The sequence below is a fragment of the Dactylosporangium sp. NPDC005572 genome, from assembly GCF_040605515.1.
Classification (GTDB): domain Bacteria; phylum Actinomycetota; class Actinomycetes; order Mycobacteriales; family Micromonosporaceae; genus Dactylosporangium.
In genome coordinates this window covers 34,779-50,823 of sequence record NZ_JBEXCY010000019.1, presented here as the reverse complement: position 1 = coordinate 50,823, position 16,045 = coordinate 34,779, and the positions used below count along the sequence as shown (strand labels likewise).

Here is a 16,045-nt window from a genome sequence, read left to right as displayed (position 1 = left end):
CTCCTCCGCTCCGCTCGGGCCGCCGGACGCTGAAGCTGAGCCCATGATGAGCGGCCTCCTCCGCTTCGCTCCGGAACCGCTCATGCGCGCCTCGCCTTCGTCCGGCGGACCATCGCGACGAGGGCCTGCAGCGGGTCCTGGTCGGTGCCGACCAGGTGGGCGGTCACACCGGCCCGCTGCATCGCGGCGGCGACGGCGGCCTCGCGCTCGTCGACGCCGGCCCGCAGGCGCTCCTGGAACAGCGGGTCGCTGGTGTCGACGAGCACCTGCTCGCCGGTCTCGGCGTCCTCGACCACGACCAGCCCGAGGTCGGGCAGGTCGAGCTCCATCGGGTCGACGATCCGGATCGCGACCACCTCGTGCCGCATGGTGAGCCGCCCGAGGGAAGCCTCCCAGGTCGCGTCGCCGAGGAAGTCGGACACCACGAACACCACGCCGCGGCGGCGGGCGGTCGCGGCGGCCAGCCGCAGCATCGCGTCGAGGTCGGTGGTGTCCGTGTCCCTCTTCCCGCGCCGGGCCTGTGCCAGTTCGGCGGCGCGGGCGGCGGTGCGGGTGATCTCGCCGGCGAGGTGCAGCACGTGGTTGCGGCCGCCCCGCGGCGGCACCATCCGCTGCACCCGGTTGTCGTAGAGGATCGCGCCGACCCGGTTGCCGCCGAGGGTGAACAGCCGGGCCAGGGTCACGGCCAGCTCGGTGAGCACCGAGTCCTTGCCCCGCTCGGCGCCGCCGAAGCGCATCGACGCCGAGAGGTCGAGCACCAGCCAGGCGGTGACCTCACGGTCCTCGGTGTACTGGCGCACGTAGGGCTCGTCCAGCCGGGCCGTCACGTTCCAGTCGATGTGCCGGACGTCGTCCTCCGCCGTGTACTCCCGCAGGTCGGCGAAGTCGATCCCGCTGCCCCGGAAGACCGTGCGGTACGAACCCTGGAGGCGTCCGTCGAGGCGGCGGATCACCTGCCACTCCAGGCGTCGCAGCAGGCGGTCGGGTGCGGTGGCCACGGCTCAGCCGGCTGCGACGGGAGTGGGCACCGGCAGCGCGTGCAGGACCCGGTTGAGGATCTGGTCGGCGGTGACGTCGTCGGAGAGGGCCTCGTAGGACAGCACCAGCCGGTGCCGGAACACGTCGAGGGCGAGCTCGGCCAGGTCGCTCACCAGCACGTAGTCGCGGCCCCGGAGGTAGGCCATGGCCCGGGCGGCGAGGACGAGGTTGATGGAGGCGCGGGGGCTGGCGCCGAAGCTGAGGTACCGCTGAAGCTCCCCGAGACCGACCTCGGCCGGGTTGCGGGTGGCGTTGGCCAGGCGGACCGAGTACTCGATCAGCGCGGGGTCGACGTAGACCTGCTCGACCTGCGACTGCATCTCGATGAGCCGGCGCGGGTCGACGATGGCCTGGGTGATCGGCGCCGGCGCGATGGCCCGCTCGACGATCACGAACTCCTCGGTCGGGCTCGGGTAGCCGACCAGGACCTTCATCATGAACCGGTCGACCTGCGCCTCGGGCAGCGGATAGGTGCCCTCGGACTCGATCGGGTTCTGGGTGGCCATCACCAGGAACGGGCGCGGGATGTGGTGGGTCTCCCGGCCGATCGTCACCTGCTGCTCCTGCATGACCTCCAGCAGCGCGCTCTGCACCTTGGCCGGCGCCCGGTTGATCTCGTCGGCGAGCAGCAGGTTGGTGAACACCGGCCCGAGCGAGACCTGGAACTCGCCGCTGGCCTGGTGGTAGACCCGGGTGCCGACGATGTCGGCGGGGACGAGGTCGGGGGTGAACTGCACGCGGTGGAAGTCGCCGCCGATGGCGTGGGCGAGCGCCTTCACGGCGAGCGTCTTGGCCAGGCCGGGCACGCCCTCGACGAGGATGTGCCCCCGCGAGAGCAGGGCCACCATGAGCCGCTCCAGCAGCGCGTCCTGCCCGACGATGGTCTTCTTGACCTCGTACAGGACCTGCTCGACGGGGCCCGTGGGCCGGTGGCCGTTGTCTGTTACGTCCATGCGTGCGTCCTTCACGGGTCTCGTCACTGCTGAGGTGCGTCCTCGCCGGGGCCGGTGCCGCCGGCGAGGGCCGCGCCGATCGGCACGGCGAAACCGATGCCGACGAACGTGCCGGCCTCGGTGGGGTTGGCGAGGGCGACGACGATGCCGATCGTCTCGCCCTTGGCGTTGACGAGCGGCCCGCCGGAGCTGCCGGGGTTGACCGCCGCGTCGAACTGGATGAGCCCCTTGAGCTCGGTGCCGTTCTCGCTGCGGGCGGTGCGGTCGAGCCCGGAGATGACACCGGAGGTCGCGCTGCTGGTCAGGCCCAGCTGGTTGCCGACGGCGACCACGGTGTTGCCGACGGCGATCCGGTCGGAGTTGCCGATCACCGCCGGCACCAGGACCTCGGGCAGCCCGGCCGGGGCCAGCACGGCGATGTCCATCTCCGGGTCGGCCTGCACGACCTGGGCCGCGACCCGGGTGCCGTCGACGAACGTGACCTGGACGGCGCCGGCGCCGGCGACCACGTGGTTGGCGGTGAGGATCGCGCCGGACTCGCTGGCGATCACGCCGGTGCCGGTCGCGACGGCGGTGGTGCCCTCGACGGCGGTGATGGTGACGACGGACGGGGCGACCGCCGCGTAGATCTGGGCGATCGTCGGGGGCGCGGTGGCGCTCGGCGAGGCCTTCGCCGAGGGTCGCGCGGCGGGCTCGTCGTCGCTCGAACCGAGCCGGAACGCGATGGTCGCGGTGACCACGAGGGCCACCGCGACACCCAGGATCGGCAGCCACCGCCGGATGCGAGCCGGTTGAGGGCCCTGCTGGTCGGGTGCGGCCGGCCCGTCGAGGGTTGCCATGCGTTCAACATAACCGTGATTCCTGTGAGTTCGGTGAACTCGAATCTGGGAGTATGCTTCTGAAAGATACTTTCAGAGTTTGGGGTACCGAGGAGGCTGGATGGGTCGCGAGGCGCGTCGCACGATCACCGAACCGGGCGCCATGCGCGTGCTGGCGCATCCGGTGCGGTACGAGGTACTCACCCATCTCATGTCGAACGGCCCGGCGACGGCCTCGCAGTGCGCCCGGGCGGTCGGCGACACCCCGTCCAACTGCAGCTACCACCTGCGGGCCCTCGCCAAGGCCGGCCTCGTCGCGCCGGTCGAGTCCGACGACGGGCGGGAGCGTCCGTGGCGGGCCCTCATCACCGGTTTCGCGCTACCGCCGGACGACGAGCAGGCGATGGTCGTGTCGGCCGTGGCGATCCAGCGCGACCAGCGGCTGCTCGCCGAGTACATGGCCCGCCGCGACCAGGTGCCGGCGCGCTGGCGCGACGCGGGCCAGCACGGGACGTACACCCTCCGGCTCACCCCGGACGAGCTCACCGAGCTGGGCGAACGGATCGACGCGCTGATCCGGCCGTACATCGCCCCCACCCGCGACGACGCGCCGGCTGACGCCGCGCAGGTCCACCTCTACTTCCACGGATTCCCCGGGAGCGCCGCATGACCGCACTGCGTCACCGTGACTTCCGCCGGCTGTGGCTCGCCGGCCTGATCTCCGACACCGGCGACTGGCTGCTCCTCGTCGCGCTGCCGATCCTGGTGTACCAAAGGACGCAGTCGACCCTGCAGACCGCGTTCGCGTTCCTCGTCGAACTAGGCCCCGCGGTCCTGCTGGGCCCGGTCGCCGGCCGCCTCGCCGACCGGGTCGACCGCCGCCGGCTGCTCGTCGCCGTCATCCTCGCCCAGGCCGCCGCGCTCCTGCCGCTGCTCGTGAGCAGCGCGCTGCCGGTCCTCTACGCGGTCATCGCCGTCGAGGCCGCGCTCGTCACGCTGTTCGGGCCGGCCAAGAACGCGCTGCTGCCGGCGCTGGTCCCGGACGGGGAGCTGGTCTCGGCCAACGCGCTCGTCGGGCTCAACCAGAACCTCGGCCGGCTCGCCGGCGGGCCGCTCGGCGGGCTGCTGCTCGCCGTCGGCGACCTGCGCGTGATCGTGATCGCCGACCTGGTCACGTTCCTCACCGCGGCCGCCCTCATTGCTGGCATCGCCGCCCGGCCCGCCCCCGCGCGGCCCGCCGCCGGCGGCCGCGGGCCGCTCGGCCGGGTGAAGGTCGCGTTCGTGGTCGCCGCGCTGGCCGGGGTCGCCCAGGGCATCTTCGTCGTGCTGTTCGTCGTGTGGGTCGCCCGCGAGCTGGGCGGCGGCGCGACCGAGACCGGCCTGCTGCGCGGGGTCCAGGCGGTCGGCGCGATCGCCGCCGGGGTCCTGCTCGCGACCCTGCGCCGCACCCCGGGCCCGGCCGTGCTGATCGCGGCCGGGGCCGGCGCCTTCGGGCTGTTGTCGTTCGCGGTGTGGAACGGCCCGGTCGTCACGACCGCGCTGCCGCTCTACGTCGTGCTGTTCGTGCTGACCGGCGTGCCGGGCCTGGTGATGGTGACCGGCCTGGTGAGCTTCCTGCAGCGGGAGGCCGGCGAGCAGGCCCGCGGCCGGGCCTTCGGCCTCTTCGGCGCGGTCTACGAGGGCGCGAGCGGCGTCGGCATGCTCGCCGCCGGCCTGCTCGGCGACCGGCTCGGCGTCATGCCGGTGCTGGAGGTGCAGGCCGGCCTGTACGTCGCCGCCGGCCTGCTGGCCTGGTTCATGCGCCGGGGCCGTCAGTCGTCATCGTCGTCGGTCGAGAACGCCTTGGCGAGCAACGCCGCCACGGCGACCCCGACCACCGCGATACCGACCTGAACGCCGATCACGAGCCAGTCGTAGCTGTGCCCGCGCACCACGAGAAACTTGTCGCTGTGGATGTCCCAGCGGTCCGCGGCCCAGGTGCCGGCCACGGCCGCGCCCATGCCGATGAGGACGGTCAGGATGATCCCGATGTTCTGCCGGCCGGGCAGCACGACCCGTGCCACGATGCCGATCACCGCGCCGAAGATGACGGCGGCCAAGTAGTCCTGGAGGTCCACAGCCGCATTGTGCGACGGCGGCGCAAGATGGGTCGGGTGCGACACGTGCTCTGGATCGGCGGCGGCAGCGGCGGCGGGAAGTCGACGGTCGCCCGGGCGCTCGCCGCCCGGTTCGGGCTGCGGCTGTACGCGACCGACGACGTGATGCCCGACCACGCCCGGCGCTGCCCGCCGGCCGACTGCCCCTGCCTGGCCCGGTTCGCGGCCATGAGCATGGACGAGCGCTGGCTCCTGCGCACGCCTCGGACCATGTTCGAGACCTTTCACTGGTACCGGGGCGAAGGCTTCCAATTCGTCGAGTCCGACCTGCGCGGGTCGCCGGAGCCGGTCGTCGCCGAGGGCTTCCGGCTGCTCCCGTCGCTGGTGCGGCCGCTGCTCACCGAGCCGCACCGGGCAGTGTGGCTCCTGCCGACCCCCGAGTTCCGCCGGGCAGCGTTCGAGCACCGCGGCTCGCTGTGGCAGATCGCCGGGCGCACCAGCGACCCGGAGCGCGCCCTCGCCAACCTGCTGGAGCGCGACCGGATGTTCACCGAGCGCCTGCGGGCCGAGACCGCGTCGCACCGGCTGCAGGCGATCGAGGTCGACGGCTCGCTGACGCCGGACGAGCTGACGGACGCGGTCGCCGGGGCATTGCGCCTCTGACGCGGGTCTGGGCTAGGGTCGCTCGCCTCCACCAGCCTCCACCAGCCGATAGGGTCATCGATACAGCGGAATTGATCGATGTGGAGGCAGTACATGCTGCGCATGAGACACGCGCTGTTGTCGATCGCCGTCGGGCTGGCCGGCGCGGTCACCGGGGTCACGAGCCCCGCCGCGGCGGCCGAGCCCGACATCCTCGAGCAGCTGCGGGCCGTGCCGGGCCTGACGGTGCTGGAGGAGCAGCCGGTGGTGGCGCCCTACCGGTTCTTCATCCTCGGCTTCACCCAGCCGAACGACCACCGCCACCCGCGGGCCGGCACCTTCCAGCAGCGGTTCACGCTGCTGCACCGCGGCACCGACCGGCCGACCGTGCTGCACACCACGGGGTACAACGTGCCGGAGTTCGCGTTCCGCTCCGAGCCGACCCGGCTGGTCGACGGCAACCAGATCTCGGTCGAGCAGCGCTTCTTCACCCCGTCGCGGCCGGCGCCGCCGGACTGGGACGACGAGCTCACGATCTGGCAGGCCGCGACCGACCACCACCGGATCGTGGCCGCATTGAAGCCGATCTACGCCCAGAAGTGGCTCTCGACCGGCGCCTCGAAGGGCGGCATGACGTCGGTGTACCACCGGCGGTTCTACCCCGGCGACGTCGACGGGACGGTCGCCTACGTGGCGCCGCAGGACGTCGTCAACAGTGAGGACTCGGCGTACGACCGGTTCTTCACCCGGGTCGGCACCGCCGAATGCCGGGCCGCGCTCGACGCGGTGCAGGTCGAGGCGCTGCGCCGGCGCTCCGAGCTGGTCGCCCGCTACCAGGCGTGGGCGGCGGCCAACGGCCGCACGTTCACGATCACGGGCAGCGCCGACCGGGCCTTCGAGTTCATGGTCAACGGGACGACGTGGGCGTTCTGGCAGTACAGCCTCGCCGCCGACTGCGTCGACGTGCCGCCCGCGACCGCGTCCAGCGACGCCATCTGGGAGTGGCTGGACCTGATCTACGGGCTCGACTCGAACACCGACCAGGGCATCGAGCCGTTCATCCCGTACTACTTCCAGGCGTCGTTCCAGCTGGGCTACCCGGAGATCACCCTGCCGCACCTGGCGAGGCTCCAGCGGTACCGCGGCCAGGACCGCGCCCAGTCCTACATCCCACGCTCGATCGTGCCCCGCTTCCAGCCGTTCGCGATGGACGACATCGACCTGTGGGTGCGGCTGGCCGGCCGGCAGCTGCTGTTCGTGTACGGCCAGAACGACCCGTGGGGCGCCGAGCCGTTCCGCCTGGGCCGCGGCACGCGCGACTCGCTGTCATACGTCGCCGCGGGCGCCAACCACGGCGCCAACATCGCCCTGCTGACCCCGGCGGAGTCGGCGACGGCCACGGCCGCCCTGCGCCGCTGGGCGGGCGTTGCCGCGGTGACGTCGTTCGCCGGCCCGTCGTACGTCCCGTCGCTCGACGACCACGACCTCGCCCTGGACCGCCGCTTCACCCGGTAGCCGGAGGGGGGTTCCCGGCCCGCCGGGGACCCCTACACTGCGGTCGCATGTCGACCTACTCCGGCCTGGCCATCGTGGACCTCGACGGCGACCCGGACCCGTTCCTGGCCGCACTCGCGACCCGCGACCCGGTCCGCCCGGTCCAGGCCTGGATCCGCCCGGCCCCGGGCGGCGGCACCCGGGTGACCCTCTTCGCCGAGTTCGGCAACGAGTGGCTGGCCCCTGCGGTGACCGCGGCGGGCGGCTTCCGCCGGGCGTCGATCTCGCTGGACCACAGCTCGGAGGGCGTCGAACACCTGGTCCTGGACGCTACGGGCCACGCCGTCCAGCACGTCGACGTCGGCCCGTCCGGCGAGACCCCGGCGTCCCGCAACGACCCGTCGGCCTGGACGGCGGTCGCCGCTCTGTACGGCGTGGAGGTCGCGGCGGTGGCGGCAGCGGGCCGCACTGCGACGACGGCCCACCACCATCTGACGGAGCTGATGGTCCCCTTCGACCCGTTCTGGGAGGCGGTGGGCATCGAGGAGGCGATCCCGGACGGCTTCCCCGACCGCGAACTGCGCTCGTGACACGCCCGGCGATTCCGTTGCATTTCTGGGTTGCCAGACCTGCGAACATAAGAGTGTGACGCCACCTCGCCAGAGGCCGGCCGACATCTGGACCCGTCTCGGCGAACTCGCCGGAGAGGCGACTGACAACATCCGACTTCAGCACGTGGTTTCTCAAGCGATTCTGCGTGAGTTCACGGATGTTTGGCCGGGCCGCCCAGGACAGTTGCTGGCCAGCATGAACCTCGACTTCCCGGCCGCGCCGGCCCGTGCTGCTGGAACCAGCCGCAGCGGATACGTTCCCGACTTCCTGCGCTACGCTTCCAAGTCTGCCGAATTGCTGTGGCAACGGACCGAGAACCAGCTGCCCGCAGCGATTCGGGCTGCAGCCGACAGGTCACTCTTCCGATACCCCGATCTGGCCCAGGTCATCCGCGACGCAATCGCGCTGCACTTCGTGAGAAGTCACCAGACGTTGACGATGCACGAGGATGCCTGGACCGCCGTTCGGGGACAGGCTCGCGTCCAATGGCTTGACAACGAACAAATGCTGGAGTGGGCTTTCTACAAGCGCTACGGGCTGTACGCGCCGCCCCGCGGCCGACAGGCGCTCGAAGCAATGGCCGACGAGCTCCTGCGGCCGATGGACGCGTTGTTTGACTCGGGTGCATTGCTACGTGTCCGGATCGAAGACCTGTTCGCGGAGGCCAGACGCTTCGCGAACGATGCCGGCCTCGAGATCGCCCGACCCGCCGCCGGCGAGTTCCTCATCGGCGACACCCCCGCCCTCGCTGTCAGGTTCGACCGCGAGGGCATCGGGCCTACCGGCGGAGTCGCGCTCGGCGACGCTCATCGGATCGTGCTGCCGCTCGCTCCTGGGCTCATCGCCTCTCTCGGACCGAAAGACGATTTCGGAGTCATCCCGGAGCAACTCGTTGACGAGTTGAACGACCTTCAGGTCCGTGCCGCACAACGACACGTCTACTTTCGGCCCGGCAGCCGTCTCGATGACGCGGTGCGACGAGCCGCACGCCGCCGCGCCGATGAACGTGGCCGATCTGTGCCGTCACCAACGGCGACGCCACAGGCAAGCCACACCGCAGCCAGGGACTGATGCCACGGGATGGTCGCCGATGAACGGCGTCTGCAGGCGACCTCGCCGACATCACCGTCTGGGTGACGCCACGGTCAGCACGGTCGTGGTCCGCCCGGTCGTCAGGCGGCCAGGGCGTAGACGCCCCGGACCGTGGCCAGCGCCCAGCGCATCCGGGAGACCGCCACCTCCGGGTGGTCGCCGAACTCGCCCGCGACGCTGGCCGCGCAGCCGGCCGTGCCCAGGCGGACCAGGGTTTCGGCGACCGCGCGCCGGATCAGGTCGTCGGCCGGGCAGGCCGAGTGTTGCAGGCTCGAAGCGAAGAGCGCCTCGGCCCGGATCACCATCGTGTCGGGCATCTCGCACCTCCCCGGGATTGCTGCACCCTGCACTCACGGTACGAAGCGGCGACCCCGGCGCGCATCCGGGCCGTGACCCCGGCGCTACCCTGACAGCGCGGCGCGTAGCTCCTTGCGGGATCCGACCCCCAGTTTCGTGAACACCTTGCGCAGGTGCCACTCGACCGTGCGGGCGCTCAGGAACAGCTCGGCGCCGATCTCCGGGTTGGTGTGGCCGTCCGCGGCGAGCCGGGCGATCTGCGTCTCCTGCGGCGTCAGCACCGGCCGGCCCGGGTCGGCCGGGCGCACGACCTTCTCGCCGGTCGCGGCCAGCTCGCGGCGGGACCGCTCGGCGAAACCCAGCGCGCCGACCGCTGCGAACACCGAGTGGGCGGCGCGGAGCTGGTCCCGGGCGGCGGTCCGGCGGTGGTCGCGGCGCAGCCACTCGCCGTACAGCAGCCGCGCTCGTGCCGCCGTCAGGCTCCCGCGGGTGGCGTCCAGGCGCTCGATCGCCTCGCGGTAGTCGGTCTCGGCGTCGGTGGTGAGGGCGCGGGCCAGCGCGGCGGCGCCGAGCGCCCAGTCGGTGCCGGCCGCCCGGGCGCGTTCGCCGATGCGCGCGGCCGCCTCCTTCGCCGATCGGGTTTCGCCGGTACGGCAGGCCGCCTCCGCCAGTTCCCCCAGCGCACCGGCGGCCAGGCCGAGGTCGTCGGGCCCGGCGGCCCCGGCGGCACGACGCGCGGCGTCGAGGGCCGCCGGGTAGCGGCCGAGGCCGTTGTGCAGCAGCGCGGTCGCCTGGTCGGCGTGGCCGGTGAGGCGGCCCTCGGCGCGGGCGTGGCCCTCCTTGGCGACGCGTTCGGCCAGGTCGAGCGCGGGCAGGTCCTGTCCGCGCCAGGCGGCCAGCCAGAGGGCCGTCACCGGGACCGGCCGCGCGCCGATCGCGTCGCTGAACCCGTCGGCCTCGTCGAGCAGGGCCGCGGCGGCGGCGAGGTCGCCGGTGTGGAGCAGGGCGGCGGCGTGCTCGGCGAGCGCGTCGGGGAGGGCGGCGAGGTTGCCGGCCGCGCGGGCCGCGGCCACGGCCTGCGCGGTGAGGCGCAGCCAGGCCGTGTCGTCCCACAGTTCGACGGCGACCGGGGCGGTGAGCCACAGCCACCGCGGGTCGGCGTCGGTCAGGGCCGCGGTGAGCGGCGCGACGGCGGCGGGGTACCCGTCGAGGCACCACGCGGCCAGCCCGTCCGCGAGGGGCCCGTCGCCCCGGACGGCCCTGGCGGCTTCGGCGGTCCCACTGTCCCGGCCGGCGGCGGTCGTGCCGGATGGGTGACCGGCGACGAGCGCCGCGCCGGGAGGGTGGCCGGCGGGCAGGGCCGCGCCGGGAGTCTGGCCGGCGTCGATCGCCGCGCCGGACGAGCGGCCCGCGTAGGTCCCCGCGCCGGGAGTGTGACCGGTGTCGATCGCCGCGCCGGACGGGCGGCCCGCGAAGATCGCCGCGCCCAGCGCCTCCAGGCGGGTCTCGAGCGCCGCCGACGGGTCGGACGGCGCGAGGCGGCGGGCGGCGGCCAGCAGCAGGGCCGCGGACTCGCGGTTGCGGCCCCGGGCGAACGCCAGCCGCGCCCGCAGATGGTCGACCGAGGCCCGCTGCGGCTCGTCGAGGGGGCCGAGTTCGGCCGCGGCGAGCAGGTCGGGCACCTGGGTGTGCCGGCCGGCCGCGAACCGGGCGCGGGCCGCGCCCAGCGTGCGGGCGGCCCGGCGGGCCGGGTCGGCGGTGAGCTCGGCCGCCCGTTCGAGGAAGGCCGCGGCGGCGACCCGCCCGCCCCGGTCGAGGGCCCGGCCGGCGGACTGCTCCAGCTCGGCGGCGACGTCCTCGTCGGGTCCGGCGGCGGCGTGCGCCCGGTGCCACGCCCGGCGGTCGGGGTCGGCCGGGGCGGTCGCGTGGGCCAGGGCCGCGTGGACGGCGCGCAGCTCGGCCGGGTCGGCGCCGCGCCAGGCGGCGGAGCGTACGAGCGGGTGGCGGAACCGGACCCGCGGGCCGAACTCGACCAGGCCGGCCGCCTCGGCGGGGGCCTGCGCGCCGGGCGGCACCCCGAGCCGGTCGAGAGCCCGCCAGAGCAGGGTGACGTCGCCGACCGGCTCGACGGCCGCGGCGAGCAGCAGCCGCCGCGTGTCGGCCGGCAGCGGCTCGATCCGGCGCTGGAAGCCCTGCTCGATCCGCCCGGCGAGGGGCGCCGCGGCGGCCGCGCCGAAGCCGAACGCGAGCTCGGCCGGGCCGAGGCCGCGCGGCAGCTCCAGCAGGGCCAGCGGGTTGCCGCGGGTCTCGGCGACGATCCGGTCGCGGACGTGCGGGTCGAGCGGCGCGGTGAGCGCGGTGTCGAGCAGGGCCCGCGCGTCGGCGTCGGCGAGCCCCTCGACCGGCAGCGAGGGCAGGTCGCGCAGGGTGGCGGCGGGGCGCGCGGCGAACACGAGCGCGACGGACTCGGCCCCGAGCCGCCGCGCGACGAACGTCAGGATGAGCTCCGACATGGGGTCGAGCCACTGGGCGTCGTCGACGGCGCAGACGAGCGGGCGCTCGGCGGCCGCCTCGGCGAGCAGCCCGAGGACGGCGAGCCCGATGCGGAACCCGTCGGGCGCGTCGCCGCCGCGCAGGCCGAACGCCTGCTCGAGCGACTCGCGCTGCGGCTCGGGCAGGCGCGCCCGGTGCTCCAGCAGGGGCGCGCAGAGCTGGTGCAGGCCGGAGTAGGCGAGCTCGGTCTCCGGCTCGACCCCGGTCGTGCGCACGACGGTGCACCCGGCGGCCAGTTCGACGAGCCGCCCGAGCAGAGCCGACTTGCCGATCCCGGCCTCGCCGCGCAGGACCAGGACGCGGCTCTGCCCGGCCCGCACGTCCTTGAGCAGCCGTTCGAGCTGGTCACACTCGGTCTGCCGCCCGCGTAGCGTCACGCCGCCGAACGTACACCCTGTGATCAGCTCCGGCCGACGCGACGGGTCAGACGACGGCCAGCGGCGGGTGGATCGCCGACGGCTCCAGCGTTGCCTCGGCCACCACGGCGTCGCCGAGGCCGCACACCACGTGGAGGCGGCCGTCTGGCAACCGGGTCAGCGAGCCGGGGAACACGACGTCCTCCAGCCAGTCGAACTTGGCCGGCGCCGGCGGGAAGCTGGACCGGGTCGCCACGACCACCGGGTCGGTCGCGGTCAGGCGCTGCGGGTCGATCGTCCACCAGGCCGCGCAGTACCGCTGCGTCGATCCCTCCTGCCCGACCGCGACGTGCCCGAGCGCGCCGACCGTGCCGTCGCCGAGGTCGTGCAGCTCGTTGACGCCGAGCTTGGTCTCCGGGTGGACCTGGTCGGCGAAGACGTGCGCGGCGGCGATGAGCTCGGGCGTGACGCTCTCGTACGAGTCGGTGACGGCCACGCTGATCCGGCCGATGCCGGCCCGGCCGCCCTGCGGCCGCCCGCACACGACCACGTCGGCGTCGCGTTGCAGGAGCCGGATGTCCTTCATGCCGGCCACCTCCAGGAACGGCGCGGCCGGTTCGAGGGAGGCGACACCGTCGGCGGCGTAGAAGCGGGTGACGGCCCGCGGCGGCTCCGCCCCGTGGTCGAGCGTGACCACGCCGAAGACGAGCCGCCGGCGCCCGGCCCGGTCGCGCATCCAGGCGGCGAACGGGTCCTCGGACGCGGCGAACACCGGAGCATCGGCAACCGGCCGCCAGCCGTCGCCGTCCGGCTCGAAGAACCGGACCTCCGGATCCCACGACGCGGCGTCCCGCCAGTAGCTGCCGGGGGACTCGACCCGCACCGCGAGGAGGGTCCGGTCCCCGTCGGCGATGCGGCAGGGGTTGTACTGCAGCTTCCCGTCGAGGCCGGGCAGCCGCACGAGCCGGGTCGCGGGCCGGTCGGGCCGCCGCTCGAAGGCGGCGACCAGCTCGTCGTAACGCATGCTCCCAGAGTGCCGGACGCGACGGGTCCGGCGGGCGGCCATCGCCCGGCAGGTCACCCTCAGTGCCCGCGGAACGCCTCCTCCAGCCACCACGCGCCCCGCTCCGCGGTGACCTTGGCGTCGACCACGAGCGGGCGGGCACGGTCGCCGGCCAGCCACTCGGCGACCGGGGCGAGGTCGTCGCGGGTGCGCACGGTGACGCCGGCGCAGCCGTAGCCGCGGCCGATCGCGGCCAGGTCGCGGTCGGGCAGCCGCACCAGGTCGAGCGGGTGGCCGTCGGGGCCGAAGTGGTGCACCTCGGCGCCGTACGCGGCGTCGTCGTAGACCACGACCAGCAGCGGCGCGCCCAGCGCCGCGGCGGTGGCCAGCTCGGCGGCCGACATGAGGAACCCGCCGTCGCCGAGCGCGGCCACGGTGAGCCGGTCGGGCCGGGCCACCGCGGCGCCGAGCGCGCCGGCCAGCCCGAGGCCGACCGACTGGAACGCCTGGGTGAACAGGAACCCGGCCCGGTCCGGCACGGACAGGAACATCGACGGGTAGCCCATGAAGTTGCCGGAGTCGATGACCACGGTGCGCTGCGCGGGCAGCAGGTCGTCCAGCGCGATGCTGAGCGTGCGCGGGTCGATCCGGCCGGCGCCGCTCTCGTCGGTGTAGGCCACCGACCGCCAGGCGCCCTCGGCGGCGATCCGCTGCAGCAGCGCGGGGCCGCGCCAGCCCGGCGCCTCGTCGAGGAGCTCCAGGCAGGAGCGGGCCACGGTCGCCACGTCACCGGCGACGCCCACGTCGACCGGGCGGTTCACGCCGAGCGCGGCCGGGTCGGTGTCGACCTGGGCGACGACCGCGGCGGGGTCGATGAGGCGGCCGTGCCGGGTCGTCCACATGTTCAGCGTGCTGCCGAACGCGACCACCAGGTCGGAGCCGCCGATCAGCTCGGCGGCGAGCGGGGTGGCGAACCCGCCCGACACGTCGAGGCTCCACGGCTCCCCGGCGAACAGGCCCTTCGCCGCGGCCGAGGTCGCCAGCAGCGCGCCGCGGTGGCCGGCGAGGGCGACGAGCGCGTCCCGGGCGCCGTGGCTGCGGGTCGCGCCGCGGCCGGCGATGAACACCGGCCGCCGGGCCACCCGCAGTGCCGCCGCCAGCGGCGCCGCGTCCACCGCGGGCGCCGGCTTCGGGGGCGCGGGCGGTATCGACGCCCCGCCGGGCGCCTCCGCGGTCTGGACGTCGAGCGGCAGCCCCAGCACGACCGTGCGCTCCTCGCGCAGGGCGGCGACGACGTCCGCCGCCGAGGAGACCCGGATGAAGCCGGCGCCGACCGCGGCGGCCAGCGCGGGCAGGTCGAGGTGGAAGTTGGAGCGCGGGTTGGTCGCCTCGGGCGCGAGGACGATCAGCGGCGTGCGGCTCTTGGCGGCCTCGGCGATGCCGGTGAACGCGTTGGTGACGCCCGGGCCCTGGTGCACGGTGAGCACCGCGGGCCGGCCGGTGGTGCGGGCCCAGCCGTCGGCCATGCTGGCGGCGCCGCCCTCGTGCACGGCCGGCGTGAACCGCCCGCCGGCCGCGACGAACGCGTTGGTGACGTGGAAGTTGCCGGAGCCGATCAGCCCGAAGGCGTGGTCGGCCCCGCAGGCGACCAGGATGCGGGCGACCGCCTCGGCGACGTTCACTTCTCGACGAGGGCCAGCACCCGGCACGGGCTGCCGGAGCCGCTGACGATCGGCAGCGGGCCGGCGATGATGACGGCGCCGGTCGCCGGCAGGAGCGCCACGTTCTGCAGCTGCGTCAGGCCGTACTTGTCGTTGCCGAGCAGGTGCGCGTGGCACGGGAACGGCGGGTCGAACGAGTGCGCCGCACCGGCGTCCGTTCCGACGGTCTCGACGCCGACGCCCTGCACCGGCGCCTCCTCGGCGATCCACTTCGCGCACTCGACCGAGATGCCGGGGGTGCGGCCGCCGTTGGCGAACGCGGCCTCGTCGGCGCTGCGGGCGTCCCAGCCGGTGCGGTACAGCAGCCAGCCGCCCGCGGGGAGCGGTCCGTTGGCCGCCTCCCAGGCCTTGATGTGGTCGACCTCGAGCAGGAAGTCGGGGTCGGCGGCCGCCTCGGCCGTGCAGTCGATGACCGCGGCCGGTGCGACGAGCCGGTTGACCGGCACCTGCGAGACGTCGGCGCCGTCCTTGCCGGTGACCCAGTGGATCGGGGCGTCGAAGTGGGTGCCGGTGTGCTCGCCGGTGGTGAAGTTGTTCCAGTACCAGGCGGGGCCGCGCTCGTCGTAGCGGCTGATCTCGTCGAGCGAGAAGCGCCAGGTCTGCCCGAACTGCTCCGGCAGGGTGAGGATCGGCGTGGACGGCGACAGCGGCGCGGTCAGGTCGACGACCTCGATCGCTCCGGAGGACAGCGCCTTCACGAGGTCGGACAGCACAGTCATGCGGCGACCGTAGATCCACCGCCATCCGGGGTCAATGCACCGTCCGGGGTGAAAACGCCGTCGAGGAGCAGCGCGATCGAGCGCTCGGCGTGCTCCTCGGTCACGTCGGCCAGCATCGTGAACAGCAGCATGAGGTCGCCCGGGACGAGGTCGGGGCGGACCCGGCCGCCCGCCTGCGCGCGGCGCAGCGGACCGGCCAGCGCGGTGACCACCCGCCGCAGGTACCGCTCCCGCGTCGCCTGGTCGAACCGGCGCACCAGCGCGACCAGCGGCCGCATCGCGACCTGCGTGCGCAGCACCTCGCCGAGCAGGTACCGGAAGTCGTCGGTGACCGCCTGCTCCAGCCGGTCGAGCTGGTGGTCGACGACGGCGTCGGCGAGCGCCGAACGGTCCGGGAAGTGCCGGTAGAGCGTGGCCTGGCCGACGCCGGCGCGCCGGGCGATCTCCGGCATCGGAATGGCGTCCGGCCGGGTCATCATCAGCTCGCTCGCGGCCTCGACGATGGCTGCGCGGTTGCGCTGCGCGTCGCGACGCCGCGGCGTCCGGGCTCCGTACAGCACGACCCAGCATGTTACCCGCCGGTAATGAGAATGTCACGAACTTCAAATTCTCGGTACCCACTCCTACGCTGCCGCCACCCGCCACGAGGAG

At 74.1% G+C, this 16,045-nt stretch carries 16 protein-coding genes; 6 read left to right on the top strand and 10 right to left on the bottom strand.

What is annotated here, in order from left to right:
• Window positions 1-80: 80 nt before the first annotated feature.
• Genes ABZS66_RS12765 through ABZS66_RS12755 form a run of 3 tightly spaced genes read right to left on the bottom strand, consistent with a single transcriptional unit; the run spans window position 81 to window position 2,830 of the window.
• Entirely contained in the window at window positions 81-998 is a 918-nt protein-coding gene (locus tag ABZS66_RS12765) for a DUF58 domain-containing protein (protein WP_354757269.1), read from the bottom strand.
• 3 nt (window positions 999-1,001) lie between these two features.
• Window positions 1,002-1,991, bottom strand: a complete 990-nt coding sequence (locus tag ABZS66_RS12760) for a MoxR family ATPase (RefSeq protein WP_354757268.1) — start codon at window positions 1,989-1,991, stop codon at window positions 1,002-1,004.
• 23 nt (window positions 1,992-2,014) lie between these two features.
• Complete coding sequence (locus ABZS66_RS12755; RefSeq protein ID WP_354757267.1) at window positions 2,015-2,830, bottom strand: trypsin-like peptidase domain-containing protein; 816 nt, start codon at window positions 2,828-2,830, stop codon at window positions 2,015-2,017.
• Between the two features lie 100 nt (window positions 2,831-2,930).
• Here ABZS66_RS12755 and ABZS66_RS12750 point away from each other — a divergent pair, with 100 nt between their 5' ends.
• Both ABZS66_RS12750 and ABZS66_RS12745 read left to right on the top strand, forming a co-directional pair.
• Window positions 2,931-3,479, top strand: a complete 549-nt coding sequence (locus ABZS66_RS12750; protein WP_354757266.1) for a helix-turn-helix domain-containing protein — start codon at window positions 2,931-2,933, stop codon at window positions 3,477-3,479.
• Window positions 3,476-4,702 carry an MFS transporter gene (locus ABZS66_RS12745; RefSeq protein WP_354757265.1) on the top strand — a complete coding sequence of 409 codons (1,227 nt, stop codon included), beginning with the start codon at window positions 3,476-3,478 and terminating at the stop codon, window positions 4,700-4,702. The genes ABZS66_RS12750 and ABZS66_RS12745 overlap by 4 nt, the downstream gene beginning before the upstream one ends.
• Here ABZS66_RS12745 and ABZS66_RS12740 read toward each other — a convergent pair.
• Complete coding sequence (locus ABZS66_RS12740; RefSeq protein WP_354757264.1) at window positions 4,621-4,926, bottom strand: GlsB/YeaQ/YmgE family stress response membrane protein; 306 nt, start codon at window positions 4,924-4,926, stop codon at window positions 4,621-4,623. The two genes, ABZS66_RS12745 and ABZS66_RS12740, sit on opposite strands and share 82 nt — an antisense overlap.
• Window positions 4,927-4,953: 27 nt before the next feature.
• Here ABZS66_RS12740 and ABZS66_RS12735 point away from each other — a divergent pair, with 27 nt between their 5' ends.
• From ABZS66_RS12735 to ABZS66_RS12720, 4 genes are all read left to right on the top strand, one after another.
• The gene (locus tag ABZS66_RS12735; protein WP_354757263.1) at window positions 4,954-5,568 is read left to right on the top strand and encodes a hypothetical protein; all 615 of its coding nucleotides are present in this window, start codon (window positions 4,954-4,956) and stop codon (window positions 5,566-5,568) included.
• A 93-nt stretch (window positions 5,569-5,661) separates the two neighbouring features.
• Window positions 5,662-7,062 (top strand): S28 family serine protease, encoded by a 1,401-nt coding sequence (locus ABZS66_RS12730; RefSeq protein ID WP_354757262.1) that lies wholly within the window; start codon window positions 5,662-5,664, stop codon window positions 7,060-7,062.
• Between the two features lie 47 nt (window positions 7,063-7,109).
• Window positions 7,110-7,631 carry a hypothetical protein gene (locus ABZS66_RS12725; RefSeq protein WP_354757261.1) on the top strand — a complete coding sequence of 174 codons (522 nt, stop codon included), beginning with the start codon at window positions 7,110-7,112 and terminating at the stop codon, window positions 7,629-7,631.
• A 55-nt stretch (window positions 7,632-7,686) separates the two neighbouring features.
• Window positions 7,687-8,724 (top strand): DUF4238 domain-containing protein, encoded by a 1,038-nt coding sequence (locus ABZS66_RS12720; protein WP_354757260.1) that lies wholly within the window; start codon window positions 7,687-7,689, stop codon window positions 8,722-8,724.
• Between the two features lie 101 nt (window positions 8,725-8,825).
• Here ABZS66_RS12720 and ABZS66_RS12715 read toward each other — a convergent pair whose 3' ends face one another.
• The 6 genes from ABZS66_RS12715 to ABZS66_RS12690 form a co-directional block, all read right to left on the bottom strand.
• Window positions 8,826-9,062 carry a hypothetical protein gene (locus ABZS66_RS12715; RefSeq protein ID WP_354757259.1) on the bottom strand — a complete coding sequence of 79 codons (237 nt, stop codon included), beginning with the start codon at window positions 9,060-9,062 and terminating at the stop codon, window positions 8,826-8,828.
• Between the two features lie 84 nt (window positions 9,063-9,146).
• Entirely contained in the window at window positions 9,147-11,972 is a 2,826-nt protein-coding gene (locus tag ABZS66_RS12710; protein ID WP_354757258.1) for an AAA family ATPase, read from the bottom strand.
• 46 nt (window positions 11,973-12,018) lie between these two features.
• A complete protein-coding gene (locus ABZS66_RS12705) occupies window positions 12,019-12,975 on the bottom strand; it encodes a DUF1861 family protein (protein WP_354757257.1) in 957 nt (318 codons plus the stop codon).
• 59 nt (window positions 12,976-13,034) lie between these two features.
• Window positions 13,035-14,636, bottom strand: a complete 1,602-nt coding sequence (locus tag ABZS66_RS12700) for a thiamine pyrophosphate-binding protein (RefSeq protein ID WP_354757256.1) — start codon at window positions 14,634-14,636, stop codon at window positions 13,035-13,037.
• Window positions 14,633-15,394, bottom strand: a complete 762-nt coding sequence (locus ABZS66_RS12695; RefSeq protein ID WP_354757255.1) for a cyclase family protein — start codon at window positions 15,392-15,394, stop codon at window positions 14,633-14,635. Before ABZS66_RS12695 ends, ABZS66_RS12700 begins: the two co-directional genes overlap by 4 nt.
• On the bottom strand, window positions 15,391-15,954 hold the full coding sequence (locus ABZS66_RS12690; protein ID WP_354757254.1) for a helix-turn-helix domain-containing protein: 564 nt from the start codon (window positions 15,952-15,954) through the stop codon (window positions 15,391-15,393). The genes ABZS66_RS12695 and ABZS66_RS12690 overlap by 4 nt, the downstream gene beginning before the upstream one ends.
• Window positions 15,955-16,045: the final 91 nt, after the last annotated feature.